This window comes from Stenotrophomonas sp. Steno-Z1 (genome assembly GCF_056393175.1).
Map to the genome: position 1 here is coordinate 437327 of NZ_JBWJPB010000001.1, position 24434 is coordinate 461760.

General features: G+C 68.2%; 18 protein-coding genes. 8 read left to right on the plus strand and 10 right to left on the minus strand.

Translation table 11 applies throughout. The annotated features are described in order from the left end of the window. Window positions 1-444: 444 nt before the first annotated feature. The 4 genes from AC06FD_RS01780 to AC06FD_RS01795 all read right to left on the minus strand — a co-directional run bounded on the left by AC06FD_RS01780 (window position 445) and on the right by AC06FD_RS01795 (window position 7298). On the minus strand, window positions 445-2439 hold the full coding sequence (locus tag AC06FD_RS01780) for a M2 family metallopeptidase (RefSeq protein ID WP_478076842.1): 1995 nt from the start codon (window positions 2437-2439) through the stop codon (window positions 445-447). A 615-nt stretch (window positions 2440-3054) separates the two neighbouring features. Next, complete coding sequence (locus tag AC06FD_RS01785; protein WP_478076843.1) at window positions 3055-4707, minus strand: phosphoethanolamine transferase; 1653 nt, start codon at window positions 4705-4707, stop codon at window positions 3055-3057. Then, window positions 4704-5477, minus strand: a complete 774-nt coding sequence (locus AC06FD_RS01790; RefSeq protein ID WP_478076844.1) for a phosphatase PAP2 family protein — start codon at window positions 5475-5477, stop codon at window positions 4704-4706. Before AC06FD_RS01790 ends, AC06FD_RS01785 begins: the two co-directional genes overlap by 4 nt. A 111-nt stretch (window positions 5478-5588) precedes the next feature. Continuing rightward, window positions 5589-7298, minus strand: coding sequence for an ArnT family glycosyltransferase (locus AC06FD_RS01795; protein ID WP_478076845.1), 1710 nt, complete (start codon window positions 7296-7298; stop codon window positions 5589-5591). 129 nt (window positions 7299-7427) lie between these two features. Between AC06FD_RS01795 and AC06FD_RS01800 the strand changes: the two genes are divergently transcribed. From AC06FD_RS01800 to AC06FD_RS01815, 4 genes are all read left to right on the plus strand, one after another. Then, entirely contained in the window at window positions 7428-8129 is a 702-nt protein-coding gene (locus AC06FD_RS01800) for a response regulator transcription factor (protein WP_394160990.1), read from the plus strand. Beyond that, window positions 8116-9423 (plus strand): sensor histidine kinase, encoded by a 1308-nt coding sequence (locus AC06FD_RS01805; protein WP_478076846.1) that lies wholly within the window; start codon window positions 8116-8118, stop codon window positions 9421-9423. Before AC06FD_RS01800 ends, AC06FD_RS01805 begins: the two co-directional genes overlap by 14 nt. Window positions 9424-9533: 110 nt before the next feature. Then, window positions 9534-10784, plus strand: a complete 1251-nt coding sequence (locus AC06FD_RS01810) for a DUF819 family protein (RefSeq protein WP_478076847.1) — start codon at window positions 9534-9536, stop codon at window positions 10782-10784. 180 nt (window positions 10785-10964) lie between these two features. Further along, window positions 10965-12104, plus strand: coding sequence for a DUF3103 family protein (locus tag AC06FD_RS01815; RefSeq protein ID WP_478076848.1), 1140 nt, complete (start codon window positions 10965-10967; stop codon window positions 12102-12104). Window positions 12105-12202: 98 nt separating this feature from the next. On the opposite strand, the gene AC06FD_RS01820 is transcribed toward AC06FD_RS01815, so the two are convergent. Together AC06FD_RS01820 and AC06FD_RS01825 are read right to left on the minus strand one after the other, a co-directional pair. Next, window positions 12203-12427, minus strand: coding sequence for a YbdD/YjiX family protein (locus AC06FD_RS01820; RefSeq protein ID WP_256775765.1), 225 nt, complete (start codon window positions 12425-12427; stop codon window positions 12203-12205). Continuing rightward, the gene (locus tag AC06FD_RS01825; RefSeq protein WP_259206123.1) at window positions 12427-14508 is read right to left on the minus strand and encodes a carbon starvation CstA family protein; all 2082 of its coding nucleotides are present in this window, start codon (window positions 14506-14508) and stop codon (window positions 12427-12429) included. The genes AC06FD_RS01820 and AC06FD_RS01825 overlap by 1 nt, the downstream gene beginning before the upstream one ends. A 263-nt stretch (window positions 14509-14771) precedes the next feature. Between AC06FD_RS01825 and AC06FD_RS01830 the strand changes: the two genes are divergently transcribed. After that, window positions 14772-15623 (plus strand): pirin family protein, encoded by an 852-nt coding sequence (locus tag AC06FD_RS01830; RefSeq protein ID WP_449336311.1) that lies wholly within the window; start codon window positions 14772-14774, stop codon window positions 15621-15623. A 185-nt stretch (window positions 15624-15808) separates the two neighbouring features. Here the strand turns inward: AC06FD_RS01830 and AC06FD_RS01835 are convergent, their stop codons facing one another. From AC06FD_RS01835 to AC06FD_RS01850, 4 genes are all read right to left on the minus strand, one after another. Next, the gene (locus AC06FD_RS01835) at window positions 15809-16270 is read right to left on the minus strand and encodes a hypothetical protein (RefSeq protein WP_259206120.1); all 462 of its coding nucleotides are present in this window, start codon (window positions 16268-16270) and stop codon (window positions 15809-15811) included. Between the two features lie 231 nt (window positions 16271-16501). Continuing rightward, window positions 16502-17224 carry an aquaporin Z gene (gene aqpZ, locus AC06FD_RS01840; RefSeq protein WP_478076850.1) on the minus strand — a complete coding sequence of 241 codons (723 nt, stop codon included), beginning with the start codon at window positions 17222-17224 and terminating at the stop codon, window positions 16502-16504. A gap of 104 nt (window positions 17225-17328) precedes the next feature. Then, the gene (locus tag AC06FD_RS01845) at window positions 17329-18192 is read right to left on the minus strand and encodes a pirin family protein (RefSeq protein WP_478076851.1); all 864 of its coding nucleotides are present in this window, start codon (window positions 18190-18192) and stop codon (window positions 17329-17331) included. 710 nt (window positions 18193-18902) lie between these two features. Then, on the minus strand, window positions 18903-20966 hold the full coding sequence (locus AC06FD_RS01850) for a 3-hydroxyacyl-CoA dehydrogenase NAD-binding domain-containing protein (RefSeq protein ID WP_478076852.1): 2064 nt from the start codon (window positions 20964-20966) through the stop codon (window positions 18903-18905). 237 nt (window positions 20967-21203) lie between these two features. Here AC06FD_RS01850 and rpoE point away from each other — a divergent pair, with 237 nt between their 5' ends. The 3 genes from rpoE (at window position 21204) to AC06FD_RS01865 (ending at window position 24359) form a co-directional block, all read left to right on the plus strand. Beyond that, window positions 21204-21824 carry an RNA polymerase sigma factor RpoE gene (rpoE, locus tag AC06FD_RS01855; protein WP_259206109.1) on the plus strand — a complete coding sequence of 207 codons (621 nt, stop codon included), beginning with the start codon at window positions 21204-21206 and terminating at the stop codon, window positions 21822-21824. A gap of 8 nt (window positions 21825-21832) precedes the next feature. Further along, window positions 21833-22735 carry a sigma-E factor negative regulatory protein gene (locus AC06FD_RS01860; protein ID WP_478076853.1) on the plus strand — a complete coding sequence of 301 codons (903 nt, stop codon included), beginning with the start codon at window positions 21833-21835 and terminating at the stop codon, window positions 22733-22735. Window positions 22736-22832: 97 nt separating this feature from the next. Beyond that, window positions 22833-24359, plus strand: a complete 1527-nt coding sequence (locus tag AC06FD_RS01865; RefSeq protein WP_478076854.1) for a DegQ family serine endoprotease — start codon at window positions 22833-22835, stop codon at window positions 24357-24359. The last annotated feature ends 75 nt before the right edge of the window (window positions 24360-24434 follow it).

A 24434-nucleotide genomic window follows, 5' to 3' on the forward strand; every position in this document is an offset into this window, starting at 1 on the left:
AGCATGGCTCGGCACTACAGATTCGATAGCACCCGTAGAGCCACGCCATGCGTGGCTGCTTTTCGTGCCGATGACGTCTGAGGCCTGACGTACGGTGCGGGTTGCGCGTTGCCGAGCATGGCTCGGCACTACAGATTCGATAGCACCGTAGAGCCACGCCATGCGTGGCTGCCTTTCGCGCCGATGCCGATGACGTCTGACGTCCGACGTCCGACGTCTGAGGCCTGACGTGCGTTGCGCTTTGCATGTTGCCGAGCATGGCTCGGCACTACAGATTCGATAGCACCCGTAGAGCCACGCCATGCGTGGCCGCCTTTCGCGCCGATGCCGATGACGTCTGAGGCCTGCCGTGCATTGCGCGTTGCCAAGCATGGCTCGGCACTACCGATCGAAAAAAAGCCGGCGCTTGGGCCGGCTTTTTGGATCATCGACGTGCGCGAACGGTCAGCGTGCCGCTGCTGCCGCCGCTGCCGGCTTGGCCGCCGCGGTCGCGCCCGGGGCCTTCCAGCCGCACATCTGGCCCTGGTTCTGCTGCTTGAGCCACTCGTTGACCGGGGTGAAGTACTCGATCATCGGGCCGGCATCGAGCTTGTCGCCGCCGGTGATCTCACGCAGCGTGGCCTGCCACGGCTGGCTGGCGCCCTTGCTCAGCATCGCCCAGAACTTCTGCCCGGCTTCCTTGTTGCCGTAGAAGCTGCACTGGTGCAACGGCCCCTTGTAGCCGGACGCATCGCACAGGCCCTTGTAGAACTGGAACTGCAGGATCCGCGCCAGGAAGTAGCGGGTGTACGGGGTGTTGCCCGGCACGTGGTACTTGGCGCCCGGGTCGAAGAACTCTTCGCCGCGTGCGCTGGCCGGGGCCACGCCCTGGTACTTGGCCTTCAGCTCCCACCACGCCTGGTTGTAGTGGTCCGGTGTGATCGAGCCATCGAACACGCCCCAGCGCCAGCGGTCGATCATCAGCCCGAACGGCAGGAACGACACGCCGCTCAGGGCCATGCGCATCTGCGCGTTGATGGTCGCCTCGCGGCTTTCCTGCGGCTTGTCCACCAGCCCGATCGAGTTGAGGTACTGCGGGGTCATCGCCAGCACGATGGTGTCGCCGATCGCTTCGTGGAAGCCATCGTTGGCGCCGCCTTGGAACAGCGGCGGCAGCGGGTTGTAGGCCAGGTCGTAATAGATGTGGCCCAGCTCGTGGTAGATCGTGGTGAAGTTCTCCTCGGTCGGCTTGATGCACATCTTGGTGCGCACGTCGCCGTCCATGTTCATGTCCCACGCGCTGGCATGGCAGACCACGTCGCGGTCCAGCGGCTTGATGAACTGGGTCTTGTCCCAGTACGACTTGGGCAGCGCGGGCATGCCCAGCGACACATAGAAGTCCTGTGCGCGCTCGGTCATCTGCTTGGCGGTGCGCAGCTCGGCCTCGCGCTGCGCCTTGTACAGCGCTTCCACGTTCGCACCGCTGCCGGCCTTGGCCAGCGCGCCACTCAGGTTGGCCTGGTACTGCTTTTCCAGCGCGGCGGTGATGTCCAGGCTGCCGGCGCCGGGGTAGGGTTCCAGCTGGTCCCACAGGTTGGACCAGTCCTGCTGCCACATGTTGCCCAGCAGGTGGGCGGCGATCAGGCCGCCCTCGGTCTCGGCCTTGTCCTTGCCGTAGGTCGTGTCGAGCTTGTTGCGCGCGTAGCAGTGCAGCTGTTCGTACATCGGCTTGACCTGTTCCCACAGGCGGTCGGTTTCCGGGCCGATCTGTTCCGGCGGCATGTCATAGCCGCTGCGCCACATCTGGCCGGCATCGGCGAAGCCCATTTCCTTGGCACCTTCGTTGACCAGGCCGACGAAGCGCTGGTAATCGGCGCGCATCGGCTTGGTGGTGGCGTGCCAGCCCTGCCAGGCATCCAGTTGCTTGTCGTAGTCGCGGCTGCTGGCCAGGACCTGCTCGAGGTCGCCGAGCTGGCGGCAGCTCTGCGGGTTGGCGGCGTCGGTGCAGTACTTGCCCGACCCGTACGCGCCTTCCATGCGGCTGGCGATGCGGGTCAGCTCGGAGAGCTTGGCCGGGTCGCGCGGCGCCGGCATGGAGGTCATCAGCTTGAGCAGGTGGATCTGGCGCTTGGTGTCCTCGCTCATCGGCTGGCCGTCATAGGTGCCGGCCTGGGTGATCCAGCCGTTGAGGACGGTCAGCCAGCGCTCGTTGGCCTTGGCCGCCACGCGCTCGGAATCCTCGTTGATGTAGGTCGAGGACAGCCACTGCGCCGAGGTCATTTCCGGGTACATGGCCTTGTACTCGGCGTTGACGCGGGCGATGAACTGGTCAGCGGTTTCGCCCGGCTTGGCGCTGGTCGCGGCTGGCGCATCGGCCGGGGTGGGTTCCTTCTGGCAGGCCGCCAGCGTCAGTGCGGCAGCACCGACAGCCAGGGCCAGCAGGAGCGGGCGGTGGTTCACGGGGACATCCTTGGGTGGTGACAGACCGGCGAAGGCTAGTGAAGCGCCGGTCGCACCGCAAGGGGCAGGGCAGCACGGTCCCGGCAGACCGGATAGCGTCAACGTCGGCGGCGAGGTGTCACTGCATCTTGGTTCGGGTCGGCGCGGGCGGGTTGTCGGGACCCGCCGTGAACCCCGCTCCGCCGTCCGGCCCAGCCGCTGGCGGCTGGGCGTTCGGGCACGCGCGAAGCAGGGCATCGCAAGCGGAGCACCCTCACCCTTGGGGTCTCGATATGCGCCCTCCATGGCGCATAACGGTGCCGCCAACCCACCCACACCGCCCCGTCGACAGTGGGTCGGTGCGCATGGAGAAACAACGGCGTTCCGAACGAACGTTGGCTGTCCCAGCGAATGCTCCCGCGTTCGCCCGCCTATCCGACAACACAATCTGTGGGGGCGAGGCAGGCCATACCGTAGCGGGACCGTCGGGCGCCATGGAGGGCGCACGTCGAGCCCCCAGGGATGGGTTTACGGCGCGTCCCGCGACGGTATGGCCTGCCTCGCCCCAAACGGAAGAGCGAAAAGCTGACAGCTCTCCACTTCAGGCGCCGGACACTCAACCACGCGTTGAACGGGTCAAACCTCGCACCCAGCAAACAGATCGCGGTCACGCGCATACACCGACGTCTTGACCTGCATCAATCCCAGGACCGACGGGAACAGGTTGTCGTGGTCGGTGTACTTGCCCGCGCGCTCGCGCACGCAGGCCAGGTTGAGCCCGCGGTTGGCCGCGAACGAGGGCGAGAACCACATGGTCATCGGCACCCGGGTCTGCTCCTGCGGGGCGATCGCATAGGGAACGCCGTGCAGGTACAGCCCCTTCTCGCCCAGCGATTCGCCATGGTCGGACAGGTAGATCATCGCCGTGTCGTAGTCGTCCATGCCCTTCAGGGTGCCGATCGTGCGCGACAGCAAGTGGTCGGTGTACAGCAGCGCATTGTCGTAACTGTTGGTGATCTCCTCGCGGCTGCACTTGCCCAGGTCCGGGGTGTCGCAGGTGGGGGTGAAGCGGCGGAAGCGCGCCGGATACCGTTCGAAATAACTCGGCCCGTGGTTGCCCAGCTGATGCAGCACCACCACCCGGTCGCCGGGTCTGGCGCGCACCTGCGCGGCCAGCGCGTCGATCAGGATCTCGTCCATGCAGCGGCCGTTGGCGCACAATTGCGGGTTCTTCGCATCATCCAGCGGCTGCATCGCCAGGCCGTCGCAGACACCCTTGCAGCCGGACTGGTTGTCACGCCACAAGGTCGTGATGCCGGCGTGTTCCAGCACGTGCAGCAGCGACTGGTGCGCGCGGATCTTCTTTTCGTCGTAGTCGTGGCGGCCGTACGGCGAGAACAGGCACGGCAGCGATACCTCGGTGCTGGTGCCACAGGCGTGCATGTCCGGGAAATTGATCACGCTGGCCTGTGCCAGTTCCGGCGTGGTCTGTTTGGCGTAGCCGTTGAGCCCCCAGTTCTGCGCACGGGCGGTCTCGCCCATCACGATCACCAGCAGCCGCGGCCGGCTGCCCGCCGCGCGCGGCGTGGCCTGGGCATCGGTGCCGATCGGCAGCTTCGGCGCGCGCTGGATCGGGTTGTCACCCCGCAATGCCTTGGGCAGGCCCAGCAGGACATTGCCGGGCGTGGCCAGGTAGCGCACTTCGCGCTGGTTGCGCATCAACGCCGACATCTCCTGGAAGGACAGCATCGCCCCGCCCAGGGCCACCAGCAGCGACGCCAGCAGGAACCCGGCACGCCACAACAGCGCCTTGCCCCAGCTGCGCTTCACCAGTTGCACCCGCCACAACACCAGCATCGGCAGCAGCGCCAGCAACAGCAGCGGGGCGATCAGCGCCGGGGTCATCAGCTCCCGGCTTTCCTTGTGGTCGGTCGCCAGCACGTTGCGCAGCATGTCCGCATCCAGGTAGATGTGGTAGCTGCCCATGTAGTGCGCCGCCATCGCCGTGCACAGCAGCAGCACGCCCACCACCCCCTTCGCATTCCAGCGCCAGACCAGCAGCCCCATCAGCAGGCAGTGCGCCCCCACGAGGAACAGCAGCAGCGAGGTCGCAAAGCGCAGGCTGCCGGGATGGGTGGCCATCGCGCTGTGCCAGAACAGCCCATTGCACGCCAGCGCGAAGAACACGCTGGTGACCACGATCAGGGTTTCGGTCGACCATTGCGGACGCCAGCTGCGCCACCTTGCCCGTTCACCCAGGCGCGCGGCGCGCGATACCGATGCATTCATGCCTGCTCTCCCGCTGGCATCGTCCGATGGGGACTCCGGGAGCGTTGCAGCAGCGGTTGCACGGCCAGGTACAGCGATAGCGACACCAGCCAGCAGGTGGCCAGCGTCCACAGGTCATGCGACAGGAAGTGCGCGCCGCGCAGTTGCTGCGACAGGCCGAACACGCCGCCGGCGACCAACCCCACCGCCAGCCCGCGCCAACGCCACGCCGGGCGCACCATCAGGGCGAAGAAGTACAGGCTGATCCAGGCGAACCCCGCGCTGGAGTGGCCGGCGGGAAAACACAGGCCACGGGCCATGGCGTGCGGTCGTGAAGCGAACAGGCCGATGTACTCGCGCGTGCCGCCATAGCGGGCCAGGTCCCACGGGCAGTCCATGTTGGTGACCGACTTGAGCCACGACACCACGCCGGTGCCCAAGGCGACGGCGAGCACCAGGTACAGCAGCGGCCAGCGCCAGGCCGCCAGGCGCTGGCCGCGCCACGCCTGGGTGCACAGCACCATGGCGACCAGCGCCGCCGCCGTGCTGGTCCACTTGCCCACCCGGTGCACCAGATGCGCGGTCACCCAGGCGTTCTGCAACGCCCAGTGCTGGCCCTCCAGGCGATACCACTGGTCGGCCACCCACTGGTCGCCCCCGAGGCTCATCAACAGCGTGCTGAGTACCAGGGTGGCCAGCAACGGCTGCAGCAGGTGCGCGCGCAGGAAGCGCGGGTCGCGCAGGGCCGGCGCCTTGGCCAGGGGGAGGGAGACAGCGGGCACTGAGGACATGGGCGAGGAGGTCGGCGGGATGATCCGCGGCCATGGTCGTCAGCGCGTTGTCGGAGACTGGTCGGAGCGGTGTTGGCCATCGGTTAAACCGCGGCCAGGGACGACATTCGTTCAGTCCTGCCCGTCGTCGGCCGCGTCCGACGGCAGATGCGACTGGCAGCCACTGCGATAGGCGGCGCCCGGCACCAGCACCCAGCGATTGCGGTTGCTGCTGCCGATGGCAATGGTCCGCGTGCGGTCCACGCACGGGCTCACCGCCTCGTCCAGCACCAGCAGCCAGCGCCGTCCCGGTGCCTGCGCAAGCCACGGCCCGGCATCCTGCCATTGCTGGTCCCACGGGCGCTTGAAGCCGAATTCGGCAACCTTGCGGTCGGCCTGCAGCAGGTTCTGTTCGCGCCAGGCCACCAGCCCCAGTTCCGCGTCCGGCCCGATCCGTTGCCCCACGCGCTGCATCAACGCGGAGGCGGAGCTGTACGGGTCCAGCGCCGGCATCAGTCCCCAGCCATACAGGTTCCAGAGCAGCAACGCGGTCAGCACCACCAGCAGCCCCGCGCGGCGCTGGCGCAGCCACAGGGCCAACCCACCCAGCAGCACGCCGAAGCCAAGCAGCCAGCCGCCCAACAGCGGTAGCAGGCTGTCGGGCATCTCACGCCGGGCCAGTTGTGCGTGTGCCCATGCGCTGCCCGCGAGCAGTTGCCCGCCGATCACCAGCGCGGCCACCGCGAGCACGACCACGTAGGCAAGCAGCAGCCAGCGCGGGCCCGTGCGGCGCAGCAGGCCCGGCAGCAGGGGCGCGGCGGCCGCGCACAGCAGGGGCAGCATCGGGAAGATGTAGACCTCGCGCTTGCCCGGGCTGGCGCTGAAGAACAGCAGGACCAGCACCGCCCAGCCCAGCAGCAGCCAGTAGCGCCCGTCCAGCCGCTTCAGGCGCCGCCACCAGGCCGGCAGAAGGGCCGGCAGCAACAGGCTGCCGGGCAGCCACAGCGTGGCCATCACCTGCAGGTAGTACCAGGCCGGTTGCACGTGGTGCCAGGCATTGGCGTAGCGGGTACCGGTCTGCTTGAACAGCAGTTCGCGTGCATATGCCTGCAGGGTCGGGTCGGGGTCCAGCAGGAGGGCGATCCCGAGCGGTGCCAGCCATACCGCCGTGCCCAGCAGGAACGCCGGCAGCAGCCACCACAGCGCCGGCCCGCGCCCGCGCCGGCCGTCGTCCACGCCGCGCATGCGCCAGCGCCACAGCGCCCACGGCAGCAGCACCAGCAGCGGCAGGAAGCCCACCCCCTTGGTGACCGTGCCGAGCCCGGCGGCGGCGCCGGCGATCCACAGCGCACGCCGGTTGGGGGCCTCGAGCAGGTGCCGCATCAGGCCCCACGTGGCCAGCGTGGTCATGCCCACCAGCACCATGTCGATCTGCGCGCGCTTGGCCATCAGGCCGAACTGCAGGCAGCTGAACAAGGCGAGCACTGCCCACCCGGCCACCCGTCGGTTCCACAGCCGTCGCGCCAGGTCCCAGGTCAGCCAGAGGGTCAGGAGGGCCGCCAGCAGCGAAGGCACCAGGAAGGCCAGGTTCCAGCCGCCGAACACGGCGTGGCTGGCCGCCTGCATCCACATGAAGACCGGCGGCTTCTCCGCATAGAGCTCGCTGCCCCGGTGCGGCAGCAGCCAGTGGCCGCTGTCCACCATCGCGCGGGCGGCCAGCACGAAGCGTGGCTCGTCCGGCGGGGAGGGCTGGCGCATGCCGATCCCGGCCAGCAGGGCCAGCACGATGCCCGCGCAGAGCAGGATCCGCCAGCGGTGGCGCAGCAACGATGCGTCGGGCATGTCAGGGCTCTTCGGCAAAACCGCCACTGTCTCCCCGACAGCGTAGGAAAAGCGTCGGAACGGCCCATTGCGACCGGATTCCGACATGGATCGGGCTACCATGCGCCGATCCGTCCACGAGAGTCTGCCATGCGGCTCCTTGTCATTGAAGACAACCGCCAGCTCGTCGCCAACCTGTTCGACTACTTCGAATCGCGGGGCCACGTGCTGGACGTCGCGCCGGACGGCGTCACCGGCCTGCACCTGGCGGTGAGCCACGCCTACGACGCGGTCATCCTGGACTGGATGCTGCCGCGCATGGAGGGGCCGGAAGTGTTGCGCCGGCTGCGCGCCGAACATGGTTCGGAAGTGCCGGTGATCATGCTCACCGCGCGCGATGAGCTGCCCGACAAGATCGCCGGCTTCCGCGCCGGCGCCGACGACTACCTGACCAAGCCGTTCGCGCTGCCCGAGCTGGAAGTGCGCCTGGAGGCGCTGATGGTCCGTGCGCATGGGCGCAATCCGCGCAAGGTACTGGAAGTGGCCGATCTCAAGCTGGACCTGGCCACGCTGGACGCCTATCGCGACGGCAAGGTGCTGCACCTGTACCCGGCCTGCCGCAAGCTGCTGGAAGTGCTGATGCGCGCCAGCCCCGCCGCGGTGACCCGGCAGCAGCTGGAGTTCGCCCTGTGGGGGGATGAGCCGCCGGATGGCGACCTGCTGCGTTCGCATGTGTACGAGCTGCGTCGCAGCGTGGACGGCGCCTCCGCGCAGAAGTTGATCCACACCCTGCCGCGCGTGGGCTACCGGCTGGGCCTGGTCGGCACGGATGCCAGCAATGAAACCGCGTAAGCCCGCGCCCCTGCATCGCCGCCTGGTGTGGTGGCTGCTGGCGTACCTGGCGATGATCTCGATCGCCGTCTTCAGCGTCGGCAACTACGTGCACGAACACGCCGAGCATTCGGCCTGGCGCGCGCTGCTCAATTCCGAGCTGGACAGCATCGTCAACCACATCGAGCACGAACCGCATTACCGCTGGCAGGACTCGGACACGCTGCGGCTGTTCACCATCGACGGTAGCGCCGGCGTTCCCGAGAGCCTGCGCACGCTGCATCCCGGGCTGCACGACGGCGTGCTGGTCAACGATCGCGCGAGTGCGGTCATGGTCCGCGATACCGGGCGCCTGGGCCGGCTGGCGCTGGTGCTGGATATCAACGATTTCCACGAACTGGAGGAATTCGCCACGCGCTGGGTGATGCTGGCCGGCGTGGTGATGATCATCGTGACCGTGCTGATGGCGTCGTTCGGTGTCAGCCGGCTGGTGCGTCCGCTCAGCTCGCTGGCCACGCGCATCGACCACCTCAAGCCCGGGGTGCCGGGGCAGCGGGTGGTGGTGGACCCGCGCGGCAGTTCGGAGTTGTATGTGATCGCCGATGCGGTCAACGACTACCTGGCCCGCAACGAGCAGTTCGTCGAACGCGAGCGCGCCTTCATCACCACCACCAGCCATGAGCTGCGCACCCCGATCGCGGTGATCACCGGCGCGGCCGAACTGGCGTTGGGCCAGCCCGCCCTGCCGGACCGCGCGCGGGTACAGATGCAGCGGGTGCATCGCACCGCGCAGGGCGTGGAGCAGCTGATCCAGCTGCTGTTGGTGCTGGCGCGCGATCCGGCACGCTTGGTCGCGCTCGGCGAGCGCATCGCGCTGCACCAGCTGGTGCCGGACATCATCGAGGACCACCGCCACCTGATGGGCGACAAGGACCTGCGCATCGAGGTCGACGTGCTGGCACCGGTGGAGATCTTCGCGCCGCTGGGCGTGGTGCAGGCAGCCATCGGCAACCTGCTGCGCAATGCGATCGAGAACAGCGGCCGCGGCACCATCCACATCCAGTTGTCGCCCGCGGCCGTGGTCACGCTGCAGGACCCCGGCCACGGCATGAGCCCGGAGGAGATCGCCGCGGTGCATGCGCGGATGGCGCGCGGCGATCGCAACGAGCAGGGCGGCATCGGCCTGGAGCTCATCGCCAAGCTCTGCGATCACCTCGGTTGGGCGCTGCAGATCGAACCCTGCGCGCCGCGTGGCACCCGCGTCATCCTCGACCTGGGCGCATCGCTGCCCGGCGGCAGGCCTGCGCCGACGTAGCGCGGCGCGCGCTGCAGCGCAGGGTGGCGCAGCGTGAAGATGATGTTAACCTCTGGATCGCGCCGCTTTATGCGGCGCTTTTTTTTCTTCGATCGACAGAGGATGGCAAGATGCCGACCGAAACCAGTACCGCCCTGATCAGCAGCGACATCGTCGGACTTGGCCTCATCGCGGCCACGCTTGCGGTGATTTTCTGGGCCGCCAGTGGCCCGACGCCGCTGCTGAAGAAGATCTTCGCCTGGGTGCCAGCGCTGCTGCTGTGCTACTTCATCCCGGCCATCTACAACACCACCGGCCTCATCGATGGCCACAACACCGCGCTGTACAACCCGATCGCACGCGACGTGCTGCTGCCTGCCGCGCTGGTGCTGCTGACCCTGTCGATCGACCTCAAGGGCGTCATCAAGCTCGGTCCCAAGCTGCTGATCATGTTCTGCGTCGGTACGCTGGGCATCATGCTTGGCGCGGTGGTGTCGTTCCAGCTGATGTCCTGGATCCACCCGGAAACCGTGGCCGGCGACACCTGGGCCGGCATGGCCGCACTGGCCGGCAGCTGGATCGGTGGCGGTGCCAACATGGTGGCGATGCGCGAAGTGTTCGGCACCGACGCCACCACCTTCGGGCAGTTCGCGGTGGTCGACGTGGCGTGCGCCAGCCTGTGGATGGCCGTGCTGCTGTTCCTGGCCAACCGCGCCCAGCAGATCGATACCCGCAACGGTGCCGACACCCGCGCCATCGATGAAATGAAGGCGCGGATTTCGGCTTACGAGGCGCAGAACGCCCGGATTCCCACCCTGACCGACCTGATGGTGATCGTCGGCGTTGCGCTGGGGGGCGTCGGCCTGGCGCATGCCATCGCCGCGCCGCTGAGAGGCTGGTTCAAGGCCAACATCAGTTGGGCCAGCCAGTTCAGCCTGGACAGCGCATTCGTCTGGGTGGTGCTGCTGTCCACGGCACTGGGCCTGGGCCTCAGCTTCACCCGTGCGCGCCGGCTCGAATCGGCCGGGGCCTCGCGGCTGGGCACGGTGTTCCTGTATTTCCTGATCGCCTGCATCGGCATGCAGATGGACCTGCTCTCGCTGCTGGATCGCCCGTGGCTGTTCGCGCTCGGCGCGATCTGGATGCTCACCCACATCCTGGTGCTGTGGATCGCCGCCAAGCTGCTGCGCGCGCCGCTGTTCTTCTTCGCCATCGGCTCGCAGGGCAACATCGGCGCGGCCGCCTCGGCACCGGTCGTGGCCGCCGCGTTCCATCCCAGCCTGGCGCCGGTCGGCGTGCTGCTGGGCACCGTCGGCTATGCCACCGGCACCGGCCTGGCCTACGTCACCGGCCTGATCCTGAAATGGATGGCCGGGGCCTGATCCGTTCGGGGATTCGCACGTTCCGCAGGAAAACCCCGCGCTGCGGTTGAACTGTGGATTGGTTATCGGTCGTTGCCGCGATTGCCCCGTAAGGTGCGGTCGATGCGCCGCCGTATGGTTGAGGAGCATCACGGATGGCAGTCACCGCCGATGGCAATCGGCATCCAGACAGGATGTTGCATGAAACCGCAGACCCTATTCCGCTACTGCGCCGCCGCGCTGGTCATGTTGGCCAGCGCAGCGGCATCTGCCCAGGTCACCCGCGCCGAGCGCGCCGATGTCCATGGCCTCACCGATGCCAGCGCCCGTGAGGTAGCCACGCTCATCGCCCAACCGGGCTTCGCCACGGCCGTGACCGGGACCCTGGCCGACCGCCCCGAACGCGGCGTTGCCTTGTCCGGGGTCATGGCGCGTTTCGACCCCGGCGCCCGCACCCAGGCCGCGCGGACGCTGGCCGCGCAGGACCGCCAGTTGCGCCAGCGCAAGGGCCTGCCGGCTGACGGCGCCGACCTGTTGCAGGTACGGGCCTATGTGCCGGCCGGCCGCAGGCTCGCCGATCTGCCGGCGTCGCAGCTGTGGGTGGCGGTGTTGCCGCGCGGCGACGACCGCCACTGGACCACGCTGACCGCATACGACGCGCAGGGCCGCAGCCACGTGCTCGACGCTCGCATCGCCCCCACCTTCCCGGTCCTGATCGTCGACATCGACACACGCAGGGCGGTGCAGGAGGGCATGGCCGTGGTCAACGCCGGGCTGCAGGCGCGCGGCCTGCAATCCCCGGACCGGATCCGCGTGGCGGCCGATGGCACGGCCTCGCTGGACCTCACCCGGCTCGATCGCATCCGCCTGGCCGATGACCAGGAGCCCTGGGCGCTCGGCGGCGCGGAGGTGTTCGCGGTGGTCTCCGGCCTGCAGATCGGTGCGGCCGAGCCGGAAATGGCGACGGTCACCCTACCGTGGCTGGATCACGACAACACCGACTACACGCCTGGGCAGCCGCTGGTGATCTGGGGCAACTACCGTTTCGATGCAGCCAACGTGCAGTTCTTCGAGGACGACGGCGATACCAACTACCAGGCGCTGCTGATCGCACTGACCGATGGCGTCAAGGCCGCGCTCGGTGTGTTCGTGCCGGAGTACGCGGTGGTCGCCGACATTGCCGGGGCCATCCTCAAGGCGATGCCGACATCGTGGTTCGCCAACGATACCGATTACCTGGACAGCCTCTACCTGCTGCGCCGTGGCGAGAATTACCCCGATCGCATGGGCGCGGCCAACAACGCCAAGGTGACGCTGTCGGCGGTGACCCTCACCGAGTGATGCGCGCGCGGCCGGTGTCGGCGCGGATCGCATCGCAGCCCAGAAAAAAACGGCGGCGCTTTCGCGCCGCCGTTGTCTGTTTCAGTCGCACGCCCGGCTCAACAGCAGCGGCCGCCATTCCTGCCGCCGTAGCGCGCCTCCTGGCGCTCGCGGAAGAAGGTCTTGTAGTCCATCGGCACGCGGTCCGGGTGGTTCTCCAGCACATGGCGCACGTAGTTGTCGTAGTCGGGAATGCCGCAGCACAGGCGCGCGGTCTGCACCAGGCGCCGCCACAACCGGCGATGCGCCTGGTACTGCCCAACGGGAACCAGTTCGGTACTCATCACAGGTCCGCCATCTGGTGCGGCTGCAGTGCCACGTACGGGGTTTCCTTGTCAGTGCGCTGCGGGGTGCGTCGCGCCTGCACGATGGTCTTGATCGCATAGAACAGGATCGAGAACACCACGAACAGGAACAGCACCGTCAGGCTCGTATTGACGTAGGCATTGACCACGATCTGGTGCATCTGGTCCAGGCTCTTGGCCGGCGCGGTGATGGTGCCGGTGGCGATCGCGTCCTGGAACTTGTGCGCCTGCGCCAGGAAGCCCTGGGCCGGATTCTTGTCGAAGATCTTGATCAACCCGGCGTAGGTGGTGCAGATCAGCAGCCACACCGCCGGCACGCCGGTCACCCAGGCAAAGCGCTCGCGCTTCATCTTGAACAGCACCACCGTGCCGAGCATCAGCGCGATACCGGCCAGCATCTGGTTGGAGATGCCGAACAGCGGCCACAGGGTTTGGATGCCGCCGAAGGGATCCTTGACGCCGGTGTACAGCAGGTAGCCCCACAGCGCCACGCAGCCAGCCGTGGCGATGATGTTGGCCGTCCACGACTCGGTCTTCTTCAGCGCGGGGATGAAGTTGCCCAGCAGGTCCTGCAGCATGAAGCGACCGGCACGGGTACCGGCGTCGACCGCGGTCAGGATGAACAGCGCTTCGAACAGGATCGCGAAGTGGTACCAGAACGCCATCATCGCGTTGCTGCCGCTGGGGATGGCCTGGTGCAGGATCTGCGCGATGCCCACCGCCAGCGTCGGCGCGCCGCCGGCACGGTGCAGGATGGTCGGCTCGCCGATCGCCACCGCCGTGGCCTCCAGCTGCTCGGGGGTGATCGCAAAGCCCCAGGTGGTGGAGATGTAGTGCGCGGCCGACACCGCATCCGGACCGATCACCGATGCCGGGCTGTTCATCGCGAAGTAGATGCCCGGATCGATGATCGAGGCCGCCACCAGCGCCATCACCGCGACGAAGGATTCCATCAGCATGCCGCCGTAGCCGATGTAGCGCATGTGGCGCTCATTGGCCAACAGCTTGGGCGTGGTGCCCGAGGCGATCAGCGCGTGGAAACCGGAGACCGCGCCGCAGGCGATGGTGATGAACAGGAACGGGAACATCCCGCCCTTCCACACCGGGCCGTCACCGCTGGCCGCGAACTGGGTCAGCGCCGGCATCTTCAGTTCCGGCATCACGATCAGGATGCCGATCGCCAGCGCCACGATGGTGCCGATCTTGAGGAAGGTGGACAGATAGTCGCGCGGGGCCAGCAGCAGCCACACCGGCAGTACCGAGGCGACGAAGCCGTAGCCGATCAGCATCCAGGTGATCTGGATGCCGGTGAAGGTGAAGGCCGGGCCCCAGGTCGGATCGGCGGCGACCTTGCCGCCGAACCAGATCGCGGCCAGCAGCAGGATCAACCCCACCACCGAGATCTCGCCGATCTTGCCGGGCCGGATGTAGCGCATGTACACGCCCATCAGGATCGCGATGGGCATCGTCGCGATCACCGTGAACATGCCCCACGGACTCTCGGCCAGCGCCTTGACCACCACCATCGCCAGCACCGCCAGGATGATGATCATGATCAGGAAGGCGCCGAACAAGGCGATGGTGCCGGGTACCTGGCCCATTTCCTCGCGCACCAGGTCACCCAGCGAACGCCCGTTGCGGCGGCTGGAGATGAACAGCACCATGAAGTCCTGCACCGCGCCGGCGAGCACTACACCGACGACCAGCCACAACAGGCCGGGCAGGTAGCCCATCTGTGCGGCGAGGACCGGGCCGACCAGCGGGCCGGCGCCGGCGATGGCGGCGAAATGGTGGCCGAACAGCACGTGTTTGTTGGTCGGGACGTAGTCCAGGCCATCGTTGTTGAGTACCGCCGGGGTGGCCCGGGTCGGATCCAGCTGCATCACCTTGTCGGCGATGAACAGACTGTAGAAACGGTAGGCGATCAGGTAGATCGACACCGCCGCGACGACGATCCACAACGCGTTGATGTGTTCGCCGCGGCGTAGTGCGACTACGCCCAGACAGAACGCACCGAGCAGCGCGAGCACCGCCCAGCCGAGCTTGGAAAAACCTTTCATGAGATTGCGTCTCCCTGGAGATCGTCGTAAGAGTCTGCCCTGGCACCGACGGGGTCAATGCAAACGCAGGTGCTTGCCGCTAGTACTTTGGTCGTAGGTCGCAACGGGATCGACGCCGCGGCGCGGCCACCGGCTGCGTCCACGCCGGCCTCTGCACGGGCTGCGAACGCCACGGCTGGAACAATCGGTTGCGGGCGTGGCGATTGGCCCTTGGGCGGTGTGCGCCCATCTTGTTGGCTGGTGTTCTTCTTGCAGGAGTGGAAATGAGCAGCCCAACCCCCGTGCGCGTGCAGCGCACCATCCGTGGCATGGCCACCTCCGACGGTGCCGGCGTGCGCCTGACCCGGGTGATCGGTGGCCCGTCGCTGCCCGACCTGGACCCATTCCTGCTGCTGGACGAGTTCGGCACCGACCGGGCGGAGGACTACATCGCCGGCTTCCCGAGCCATCCGCATCGGGGCTTCGAGACGGTCACCTACATGCTCGACGGGCGCATGCGGCACAAGGACAACCATGGCAACGAAGGCCTGCTTACCCCGGGCAGCGTGCAGTGGATGACCGCCGGGCGCGGGCTGGTGCATTCGGAAATGCCCGAGCAGGAATCGGGGCAGATGCGCGGCTTCCAGTTGTGGGTGAACCTGCCGGCGCGCGACAAGATGACCGACCCCAAGTACCAGGAATTCGCGCCGGAGCGCATTCCGGTCGCCACCCCGGCGGCGGGCGTGCAGGTGAAGGTGATTGCGGGCCAGGTCGGTGACGTGGCCGGGCCGATCGCGCAGCCGGCGACCGATCCGGTCTACCTGGACATCACCCTGGCCGCAGACGCGCGCTGGGACTACGCGCTGCCCGAGGGGCACAACGCGTTTGCCTACGTGTTCGAAGGCGGGGTGACGGTAGGGCAGGGCGAGGACGCGCGCCCAGTGGCGCGCCAGGAACTGGCGGTGCTGGGCGGTGGCGAGCTGCTCCAGCTGCAGGCCGGTGCCGAGGGGACGCGTCTGATCCTGGTGGCCGGGCGCCCGTTGCGCGAACCCGTGATGCGCCACGGTCCGTTCGTGATGAACACCCGGCAGGAACTGATGCAGGCCTTCGTCGATTTCCAGGAAGGCCGCTTCTGACGTCTGTGTCACGGGGGTAGAGCCGAGCCATGCTCGGCTGCTTCCCATTCCGGTGCCGACCTTGCGGGCAGCCGCAGGGCAGCCGCCGGGCAGGATGACCCCACGCGCCGAGCATCGCTCGGCGCTACCAGTGAGGTCGACGCCGTGGGTGACGCGCGGGGATGGCGGCGTCATCCCCATCCCCGTCAGCGCCCTGCGGCAACCGCCGTCGGGTTCAGGTTCATGCCCTGGGTCAATGTCTGCAGCGAACCCAGCTCCTGCGCATCGCCGGCGTACAGCGAGATCTGCGCGTAGCGGTTCTTGTCGAATTTCACCACCGTGATGCGGCGGTTTGCATAGCCCGGGGGCTCCTGGCCGCCCAGGTCGGGCTGGTACCAGTACAGCGATTCGCCCGCGAACACGCCTTTTTCCTGGCGCAGTGGCCGGGTCAGCGGCACGTCCGGGTTGCGCGCGCTGAGCAGCAGGCTCAACACCTCGCGACCGTCGCCGGTGGTGGCCTTGCACAGCAGGAAATCGGCTTGCGCCTGCTGCTGCCATTGCAGGCCGCTGCTGGCGGGAAGGGACGGACATTCGGTCGGCGACTGGGCCGACGCGGCCGCAGCGGACAACGACAGGCTCAGGCACAGGGCAGCGCGCAGGATGTTCATTGGTTCCCCCAAGGTCGGAATGGCCGCACGGTCGCCTGGCAGGTGATTCCGGTGGCCGCAGACAACCCATGCCGACAGTGCGCCATCCCCGTGCGCGTCCGGAACCCCCCGTCTGCCAAGTGACGACGCGGTGATTCTGACCTTAACGGAATGTGACTGGATCTACAAATAACCGTTTCAAGTGATCCCAATGGTGGCCGGGAGCCCCAGGCGGCCCCCGGCCGGAAACACTCAGCGCGGCTCTGCCCCGATCCACTTGTAGGCGATGCCGCCGATCATCCCGCCCAGCAACGGGGCCAGCCAGAACAGCCACAGCTGGCCCAGCGCACCACTGCCGGCAAAGACGGCCACGGCGGTGGAGCGGGCCGGGTTTACCGAGGTGTTGGTCACCGGGATGCTGATCAGGTGGATCAGGGTCAGGGCCAGGCCGATGGCGATCGGCGCGAAACCTGCCGGGGCCTTGCCGTGGGTGGCGCCCATGATCACCACCAGGAACACGGCGGTGAGCACCACTTCGCACAGGAACGCGGCGGCCACGCTGTAGCCGCCGGGTGAGAGCGCGCCGTAGCCATTGCTGGCAAACGCACCGGCCTGGCTGCCATCGATGGCGAAGCCGGGCGCGCCGGAGGCAACCTGCAGGAGGATGGCGCCGGCGAGCAGTCCGCCCAGCACCTGGGCGACGATGTAGGGCAGCAGGTCGCGGGCGGGGAAGCGGCCGCCGGCCCACAGGCCCACGCTGACCGCCGGGTTGAAGTGCGCGCCGGAGACGTGGCCGAACGCGTAGGCGCCGGTCAGTACGGTCAGGCCGAAGGCCAGTGCCACGCCAAGGAAACCGATGCCCAGCGGATTGCCATCACCGCCGAACTTGGCCGCCAGCACGGCGCTGCCGCAGCCGCCAAGGACCAGCCAGAACGTGCCGAGGAACTCCGCGGCCAGACGTTTGCCCATGCTCATCGATCGTTCTCCACGAGATGCCCGGGTCGGGCAGGCAGAACGTAGCTGAATCACGGTTCATCTGGGTGAAGGCGTCGTCAAGACGCCGACCAACGGTTGTCCGCTCAGTAGCTGGGCAGCGGAATGAACTCCTTGTCGTCGCCGGGGATGGTGCCGAAGCGGCCCGCGTCCCAGTCCTGTTTGGCCTGTTCGATGCGCTCCTGCGAGCTGGAGACGAAGTTCCACCACAGATGGCGCGGGGCATCGAGCGGCTCGCCCCCCATCAGCATCGCCTTCACCGGGGTCTTGGCGCGCAGGCGGCCGCGCGCATTGTGCTCGGGGATGATCAGGTGCTGGGCAGGCAGGTCCACGCCGTCCAGCTGCGCTTCGCCTTCAAGGATGTAGAGCGAGCGCTCCACGTGGCCGGTGTCCAGGTCGATTTCCGCACCGGGGTCCAGGTCGATGGCCACGTTGAGGGTGTCGGCGAACACCTTCACCGGGGATTCCTCGCCGTAGGCTCGGCCGGCGATGATGCGCAGCCAGGCGCCGTCGCGGCGCTGCTGGGGCAGGGTAACGGCGGCATGGTGGTAGAACGCCGGGTCGGTTTCTTCGGCGCTTTTGGGCAGGGCCAGCCAGGTCTGCATACCGTGGATGGGGTGGTCGTGTTCGCGTTCCGGCGGCGGGGTACGTTCGGAGTGGGCGATGCCGCGGCCGGCGGTCATCCAGTTGACGTCGCCGGGGCGGATCACCTGGTCCGAGCCGAGGGTGTCGCGGTGGCCGATGGCACCGGACCAGAGGAAGGTGACGGTGGCCAGGCCGATATGCGGGTGCGGGCGGACATCGATGCCGGTGCCGGGGGCGAGGACGGCCGGGCCCATCTGGTCGACGAACACGAACGGCCCGACGCTGCGCGCCTGCAGGGTGGGCACGGCGCGGCGCACCTGCAGGCCGCCGATGTCGTGGACGCGGGGGGCGATGATGGTGGTCATGCGGGCTTTCTCGCTGGCGTGGGCAGGGGTGCAGGATGGCACGCAGGCGGGGCCGCCGCATGCCCCACCCGGGTAACAGGGTGTTGCGCTGGGCGCCCCAAAAAAATCAGCGTTCTTCTGCCTTCCGCATGGCAAGTGGAGGCGTGCGTTGACGCTTTCCAGGCGCGGCGGTGGGTGGATCGGGCGCTGGGACCAGATGAGCCTGGTTTCCCCCATACGTACCGCAAGCGAGCCCCGTAGCAGCCGGTAGGCCCCTGGGCAAAATAAAGGAGGAGGCCGCCCCGCGGCCGGGGGACACTACGCCAGGGGCCTACCGGCTGCTACGGGGCCCCTCACGCTCGCGACAGACCCGAGCGAAGACAGAGCCCGGCACTGCTCGTCCACCCGCGCGTCGTGCCGACTCTGCGAACGCCCTTGCAACAAGACGCTTCCCTCAGGTGGGAGAAGAACCAAAAGCAAGGCAGGAGGCCACCCCGCGGCCGGGGGACATTTGCACCAGGCGCCTACCGGCCGCGACGGGTCCCCGACGCTCGCGGCAGACCCGAGCGGAGACGCCACCGCAGTCTCACTACGCCTCACTACCCGATGACGCCCACATCGCCGTGCGCCCTCTGCTGCCGTTGGAACAAGATTCCTCTCCAGTGGGAGAAGAACCAAAAACAACGCCACCTTTCGGTGGCGTCGTCAGTGCAACGTTGTCGGCAGGAAACTCAGACCGCCGGCTCGCGCAACACGGCATCGTCCCAGCCCGGGCGCGGGGCGAAGCGATCGCCGTGGCGCTGCTGCAGCACCTTCAAACGTTCCACCAGCGCATCGGCGCCGGTGGCGCGGATGTACTGGATCGGACCGCCGCGGAACGGCGCGAAACCGGTGCCGAAGATCACGCCGGCATCCAGCAGGTCGGCATCGGCGACCACCCCGTCATGCAGGCACGCCACCGCTTCGTTGAGCAGCGGCAGGATCAGCCGGTCTTCCAGGTCGGCGGGGGCCTGGTAGTTGGCCGGCACGTCGGGCTTCTGCGCGCGCCCGTTTTCCCACTTATAGATGCCCTGGCCATCCTTCTTCCCGCGCTTGCCCTGCTCGACAGTCTGCAGCGCAGCCGGAATCTGCAGCCCCAGGAAGGGGGCCAGTTCCTTGCCCACGCCCGCGGCCACGTCAAGGCCGACGGTGTCGAGCAGCTCGATCGGGCCCATCGGCATGCCGAACTTCACTGCCGCCTTGTCGATGACCGGACCGGGAATGCCCTCGGCGTACGCGGTGGCGGCTTCCAGCATGTACGGGAACAGCACGCGGTTGACCAGGAAGCCCGGGGTACCCGCCACCGGCACCGGGAACTTGCCCAGTGCCTTGCAGAACGCGGCCAGGCGGCGCTCTGTTTCCGGCGCCATCCCGTCGTGATGGATGATCTCCACCAGCGGCATCTGCGCGACCGGATTGAAGTAGTGCAGGCCGGCAAACTGCGCCGGGCGCTCGATGTGGTCGCGCAGTTCGATCAGCGGGATCGAGGAGGTATTGGTGGTCAGCAGCGCGTCGGCCTTCATCTTCGGCTCCAGCGTCTGGTACAGCGACCGCTTGGCCTGCGGATCCTCGATGATCGCCTCGATCACCAGGTCGGCCAGGGCCACGCCTTCGCCGGCCAGGTCGGCCTTGAGCCGGGCGGCCACGGCCGGGCGCTTGCTGTCGTCCTTCACCTTCTTGGCAAACAGCGCCTGCGCACGTTCCATCGCCGGATCGATGAAGCGCTGCTCGCGGTCCTGCAGGGTCACGTTGAAGCCCTTGAAGGCCGACCACGCGGCGATGTCGCCGCCCATCACGCCGGCACCCACCACGTGCACGTGGCGGATGGCGTGGTCCTTGCTACCGAGTGCCTTGAGGCGTTCGGTGAGGAAGAAGATCCGGATCAGGTTGCGTGCGGTGGGCGTGCTGGCCAGCTTCACCACCGCGCGGCGCTCGGCGTCCAGGCGCACCTGGATCGGGCTGCCCCCCGTGCGTGCCCAGGTGTTGATCAGCGCGTACGGCGCCGGGTAGTGGTCCTTCTTCGCCTTGCGCGCGACCTGCTTGGCCATCTGCGGCGCCAGCAGCCTGCGCGCCAGCCAGGTGTTGGTTGCCCAGGCGGTCGCGCGCTGCTTGAACGGGCGGGTGGTCCCGGTCAGCGCCAGGGCCACCGCCGTATCCAGCAGCACCGCCGGGGCGACGACCTTGTCGACCAGGCCGATGCCGCGCGCGGCCGATGCCGACAGGGTGCGGCCGGTCAGCATCATGTCCATCGCCGCCGGAGCGCCCACCAGCTGCGGCAGGCGCGAGCTGCCGCCCCAGCCGGGGAAGATGCCGAGCTGGGTTTCAGGCAGGCCGATGCGGGTGGAAGCGTCATTGGAGGCCACCCGGTAGCGGCAGGCCAGGGCCAGTTCGGTGCCGCCGCCCAAGCAGTGGCCGTGGATGGCCGCCACGGTCGGGCAGGGCAGTTCGGCCAGCTTCTGGTACGTGCTCTGGCCGCGGCGGATGGCGTCGTTGACGGTGCCGCGACGGTCGAATTCCTGGAACTCCTTCAGGTCGGCACCGGCGATGAACCCGGCCGGCTTGATCGACTGGATCACCACCGCCTTGGGTGGGTCCATGCCGATGCGTTCGATCAGGTCACCCAGTTCCAGCAATACGTCCTGGGACATGGCGTTGACGCTGCTGTCCTGGCGGTCGAGGCTGAGCACCACGACACCATCATCACGGATCTGCGGGTGCCAATGTGCGAAGCGGAGCCCATCGAAGCCTGAAAGCATGGGGACGTTCCATCCGGTTGTGTATGGAGAAGGGGGCTATGATCCAGAGGTTGTTTCCTCCCCGTCAAATCCCTATAGCAGGGGAAGGGCAGGCCCGGATCATTGCCGTGAACGGGAACCTTAACGGAACGGTGGTTAAAAGCTGGTGCGGCGTCGTGTGATCGGTCGCTGAACTTTTCCCGGGATTGGCAGTCTCATTGCTCGACGTCGGTCGGGCTGACAGGAGTGCGGCCCCACATGGCCGAGGTTGAAACACCACAGGAGCTGGACCTGGAGCTGGTCCGGCGCGTGCAGCGCGGCGAGAGTGCGGCGTTCGATGTCCTGGTGCGCAAGTACCAGCATCGGATCGTGGCACTGATCGGGCGCTACATCGCCGACTGGAGTGAATGTCAGGACGTCGCCCAGGACACGTTCGTCCGCGCGTATCGCGCGATCGGAAGTTTCCGTGGCGATGCCCAGTTCTATACCTGGTTGCACCGGATTGCCGTGAACACTGCCAAGAACCATCTCGCCGCCCACAACCGCCGCCCGCCCACCGATGACATCGACATCGGGGACGCCGAGCAGTTCGACAGCGGTACCCGCCTGCGCGACACCGACACGCCGGAACGCGAGTTGATGCGCCAGGAGCTGGAACAGACGGTGATGAAGGCCGTCTCGGCGCTGCCGGAAGAACTGCGATCGGCCATCACCCTGCGCGAGGTGGATGGGCTGAGCTATGACGAGATCGCGCAGAAGATGGGGTGCCCGATCGGCACCGTGCGCTCGCGGATCTTCCGTGCGCGCGAGGCGATCGACACCGAACTTCGGCCACTGCTGGACATCGGCAGTGCCACCCGCGAGAAGAGCCGCGTATGAGCCAACACATGCCTACCCCTGGATCCACCGGCGCCGCGCCGGACAAACTTGATGCCCATAACCGACAGCAGCTGTCGGCCTTGATCGACGGCGAGCTGTCGGCCGACGAGGCGCGCTTCATGCTGCGCCGGCTCGAGCACGACGATGCACTGGCCGGCTGCCACGAGCGCTGGCAGCTGCTGGGCGACGTGCTGCGCGGCCAGGCCTGCGCGCCGGCACCGCTGGACTTTGCCGGGCGTGTGCGCCTGGCCGTGGCCGAGGAGCCGCTTCCGCAGCGCGTCAGACCCGATGCCGAACGCCGCAGCGAGGTCCGCCGCAGTGGTTGGCGGCGGTGGGGCGGTGGCGCCGCCCTGGCCGCATCGGTGGCGGCAGTGGCGATGTTCATGACCCGCGAGCAGTTGCCGGCGCCGACCCCGCTGCAACCGGCGGCCACCGCCGTCATCGCCAGCCAGGCGGAACGGCCGACCCCGGTGCCGACCCCGGCCCCGGCATCGCCGCCTGCGCCGGTGCAGTCCGCTGTGGCGGTGGCCGCGGTGCCGGCGGCGGCAGTCGCCGCGGCTGGCCGCCGCCAGGACGTGGCCGCGGTCCGTCGCGCCAGCGCCACGCGCACCCAGCAGGCCGCGCGCAGCGCCGCCGAGCGGAGTGCCGAGCCGCAACGCGCACTGGCCAGCCAGACGCCGCTGGCGCCCGGCCTGCCGGTCGCTACGGCCACGGCCCGCCAGCTGCCGTTCGGCGACGTTGCCAGCCTGCAGGCCAAGCCGTGGCCGCGCTCGACCCTGGCCCCCGCCGCCGGTGGGGCGCTCAATGCGAGTTTCTCCACGCAGGAGCCGCAGGCCGCGTTCTACCCGTTCGAGCCGCGCCTGCAGGAGGTCGACCCGGCCGCCCCCGCGCCGCGCCGGCATCGCGACTGAGTCCTGCCGTCGCGCCCCGTTCCCGCTCCCCCGTGTCCGGCCACCTGGCCGGAACGGCCCCGCTTTTCCCACGTCCCGATCCGGAGGCTGACGCCCGATGACTCCCCGCATGCGTAGCCAGGCCATGACCCTGCTGGCCCTGACCCTGCCGTTGATGGCCTGCGCCCAGGCGCCGGCACCTGCCGCTCCCGCCGCCCCGGCCCCCGCCGCCTCGCCGCGCGCCCCCGCGCCGCAGCTGGTCAGCGGCCTGCCGGACTTCACCAACCTGGTCGAACAGGTCGGTCCCGGCGTGGTCAACGTCGAAACCACCATCGTGCGCAGCAACCGCCCGGCCCGCGGCATGGGCCCGGGGGGCGACGATGAGATGCCCGAATTCTTCCGGCGCTTCTTCGGCCCGGACTTCCAGATGCCGGGGCAGCGCCCCGGTGGCCAGGACGACAGTCCGCGCATCCAGGGCCGTGGCATGGGCTCGGGCTTCATCATCTCCGCCGACGGCTACGTGCTGACCAACTACCACGTGGTCGCCGATGCCAGCGAAGTGAAGGTCAAGCTCGGCGACCGCCGCGAGTTCACCGCCAAGGTGGTCGGCAGCGACCAGCAGTACGACGTGGCCCTGCTCAAGATCGACGGCAAGAACCTGCCGACCGTGCGCGTCGGCGATTCCAATACGCTCAAGCCGGGGCAGTGGGTGGTCGCGATCGGCTCGCCGTTCGGCCTGGATCACTCGGTCACCGCCGGCGTGGTCAGCGCGGTCGGGCGCAGCACCGGTGGTGCGGATCAGCGCTACGTGCCGTTCATCCAGACCGACGTGGCCATCAACCAGGGCAATTCGGGCGGTCCACTGCTCAATACCCGCGGCGAAGTGGTCGGCATCAATTCGCAGATCTTCTCTGCGTCCGGCGGCTACATGGGCATCAGCTTCGCGATCCCGATCGACCTGGCGATGGGCGCGGTGGAGCAGATCAAGAAGACCGGCCGGGTCAGCCGCGGTCAGCTCGGTGCAGCGGTCGGTCCGATCGATGGCCTCAAGGCACAGGGTCTGGGCCTACCGGACAGCCGCGGTGCGCTGGTCAACGAAGTGGTCCCGGGCAGCGCAGCGCTCAAGGCCGGCATCGAGCCGGGTGACGTGATCCGCTCGGTCAATGGCAGCCCGATCACTACCTTCAGTGACCTGCCGCCGGCCATTGGCGCGCTGCCGCCGGGCAGCAAGGTCCGCCTGAGCGTGCTGCGCGATGGCAAGGAGCGGGAGATCACCGCCACCCTGACCGAGCTCGCCGAGGACGCCGAGCGGGGCGCCACCCGTCCGGCCGCGGAAGCGGCCAAGCCGGAAACCGGCGCCAACGCCCTGCTGGGGCTGGAGGTGGCGGATCTGACCGCCGCGCAGCGCCAGCAGCTGGGCCTGTCGGCGGGTGAGGGTGTCCGCATCACCCGGGTCAACGGCCAGTCCGCGCGTGACGCCGGCCTGTCGCCGGGCCTGGTGGTGCTGCAGGTCGGCCGGACCCCGGTCGGCAGCGTGGCCGCGCTGAACAAGGCGCTGGGCAGTTACAGCAAGGGTGACGTGGTCATGTTGCTGGTCCGTGCCAACGGCAACAGCGCCTTCGTGGCGGTCAAGGCCGGGCAGTAAGCCCGCCCCGCCTGTGTTTCCGGGCCCGCTTCGGCGGGCCCGGTCGTTTCTGGGGGGGGCGTTGGCGACAATCGC

What these genes read in the sequence shown, in the direction of transcription:
- AC06FD_RS01785 (WP_478076843.1), bottom strand. Translation starts at nt 4,707, where the DNA reads ATGAATGCATCGGTATCGCGCGCCGCGCGCCTGGGTGAACGGGCAAGG.
- AC06FD_RS01790 (WP_478076844.1), bottom strand. Translation starts at nt 5,477, where the DNA reads ATGTCCTCAGTGCCCGCTGTCTCCCTCCCCCTGGCCAAGGCGCCGGCC.
- AC06FD_RS01795 (WP_478076845.1), bottom strand. Translation starts at nt 7,298, where the DNA reads ATGCCCGACGCATCGTTGCTGCGCCACCGCTGGCGGATCCTGCTCTGC.
- AC06FD_RS01800 (WP_394160990.1), top strand. Translation starts at nt 7,428, where the DNA reads ATGCGGCTCCTTGTCATTGAAGACAACCGCCAGCTCGTCGCCAACCTG.
- AC06FD_RS01805 (WP_478076846.1), top strand. Translation starts at nt 8,116, where the DNA reads ATGAAACCGCGTAAGCCCGCGCCCCTGCATCGCCGCCTGGTGTGGTGG.
- AC06FD_RS01810 (WP_478076847.1), top strand. Translation starts at nt 9,534, where the DNA reads ATGCCGACCGAAACCAGTACCGCCCTGATCAGCAGCGACATCGTCGGA.
- AC06FD_RS01815 (WP_478076848.1), top strand. Translation starts at nt 10,965, where the DNA reads ATGAAACCGCAGACCCTATTCCGCTACTGCGCCGCCGCGCTGGTCATG.
- AC06FD_RS01820 (WP_256775765.1), bottom strand. Translation starts at nt 12,427, where the DNA reads ATGAGTACCGAACTGGTTCCCGTTGGGCAGTACCAGGCGCATCGCCGG.
- AC06FD_RS01825 (WP_259206123.1), bottom strand. Translation starts at nt 14,508, where the DNA reads ATGAAAGGTTTTTCCAAGCTCGGCTGGGCGGTGCTCGCGCTGCTCGGT.
- AC06FD_RS01830 (WP_449336311.1), top strand. Translation starts at nt 14,772, where the DNA reads ATGAGCAGCCCAACCCCCGTGCGCGTGCAGCGCACCATCCGTGGCATG.
- AC06FD_RS01835 (WP_259206120.1), bottom strand. Translation starts at nt 16,270, where the DNA reads ATGAACATCCTGCGCGCTGCCCTGTGCCTGAGCCTGTCGTTGTCCGCT.
- aqpZ (WP_478076850.1), bottom strand. Translation starts at nt 17,224, where the DNA reads ATGAGCATGGGCAAACGTCTGGCCGCGGAGTTCCTCGGCACGTTCTGG.
- AC06FD_RS01845 (WP_478076851.1), bottom strand. Translation starts at nt 18,192, where the DNA reads ATGACCACCATCATCGCCCCCCGCGTCCACGACATCGGCGGCCTGCAG.
- AC06FD_RS01850 (WP_478076852.1), bottom strand. Translation starts at nt 20,966, where the DNA reads ATGCTTTCAGGCTTCGATGGGCTCCGCTTCGCACATTGGCACCCGCAG.
- rpoE (WP_259206109.1), top strand. Translation starts at nt 21,204, where the DNA reads ATGGCCGAGGTTGAAACACCACAGGAGCTGGACCTGGAGCTGGTCCGG.
- AC06FD_RS01860 (WP_478076853.1), top strand. Translation starts at nt 21,833, where the DNA reads ATGCCTACCCCTGGATCCACCGGCGCCGCGCCGGACAAACTTGATGCC.
- AC06FD_RS01865 (WP_478076854.1), top strand. Translation starts at nt 22,833, where the DNA reads ATGACTCCCCGCATGCGTAGCCAGGCCATGACCCTGCTGGCCCTGACC.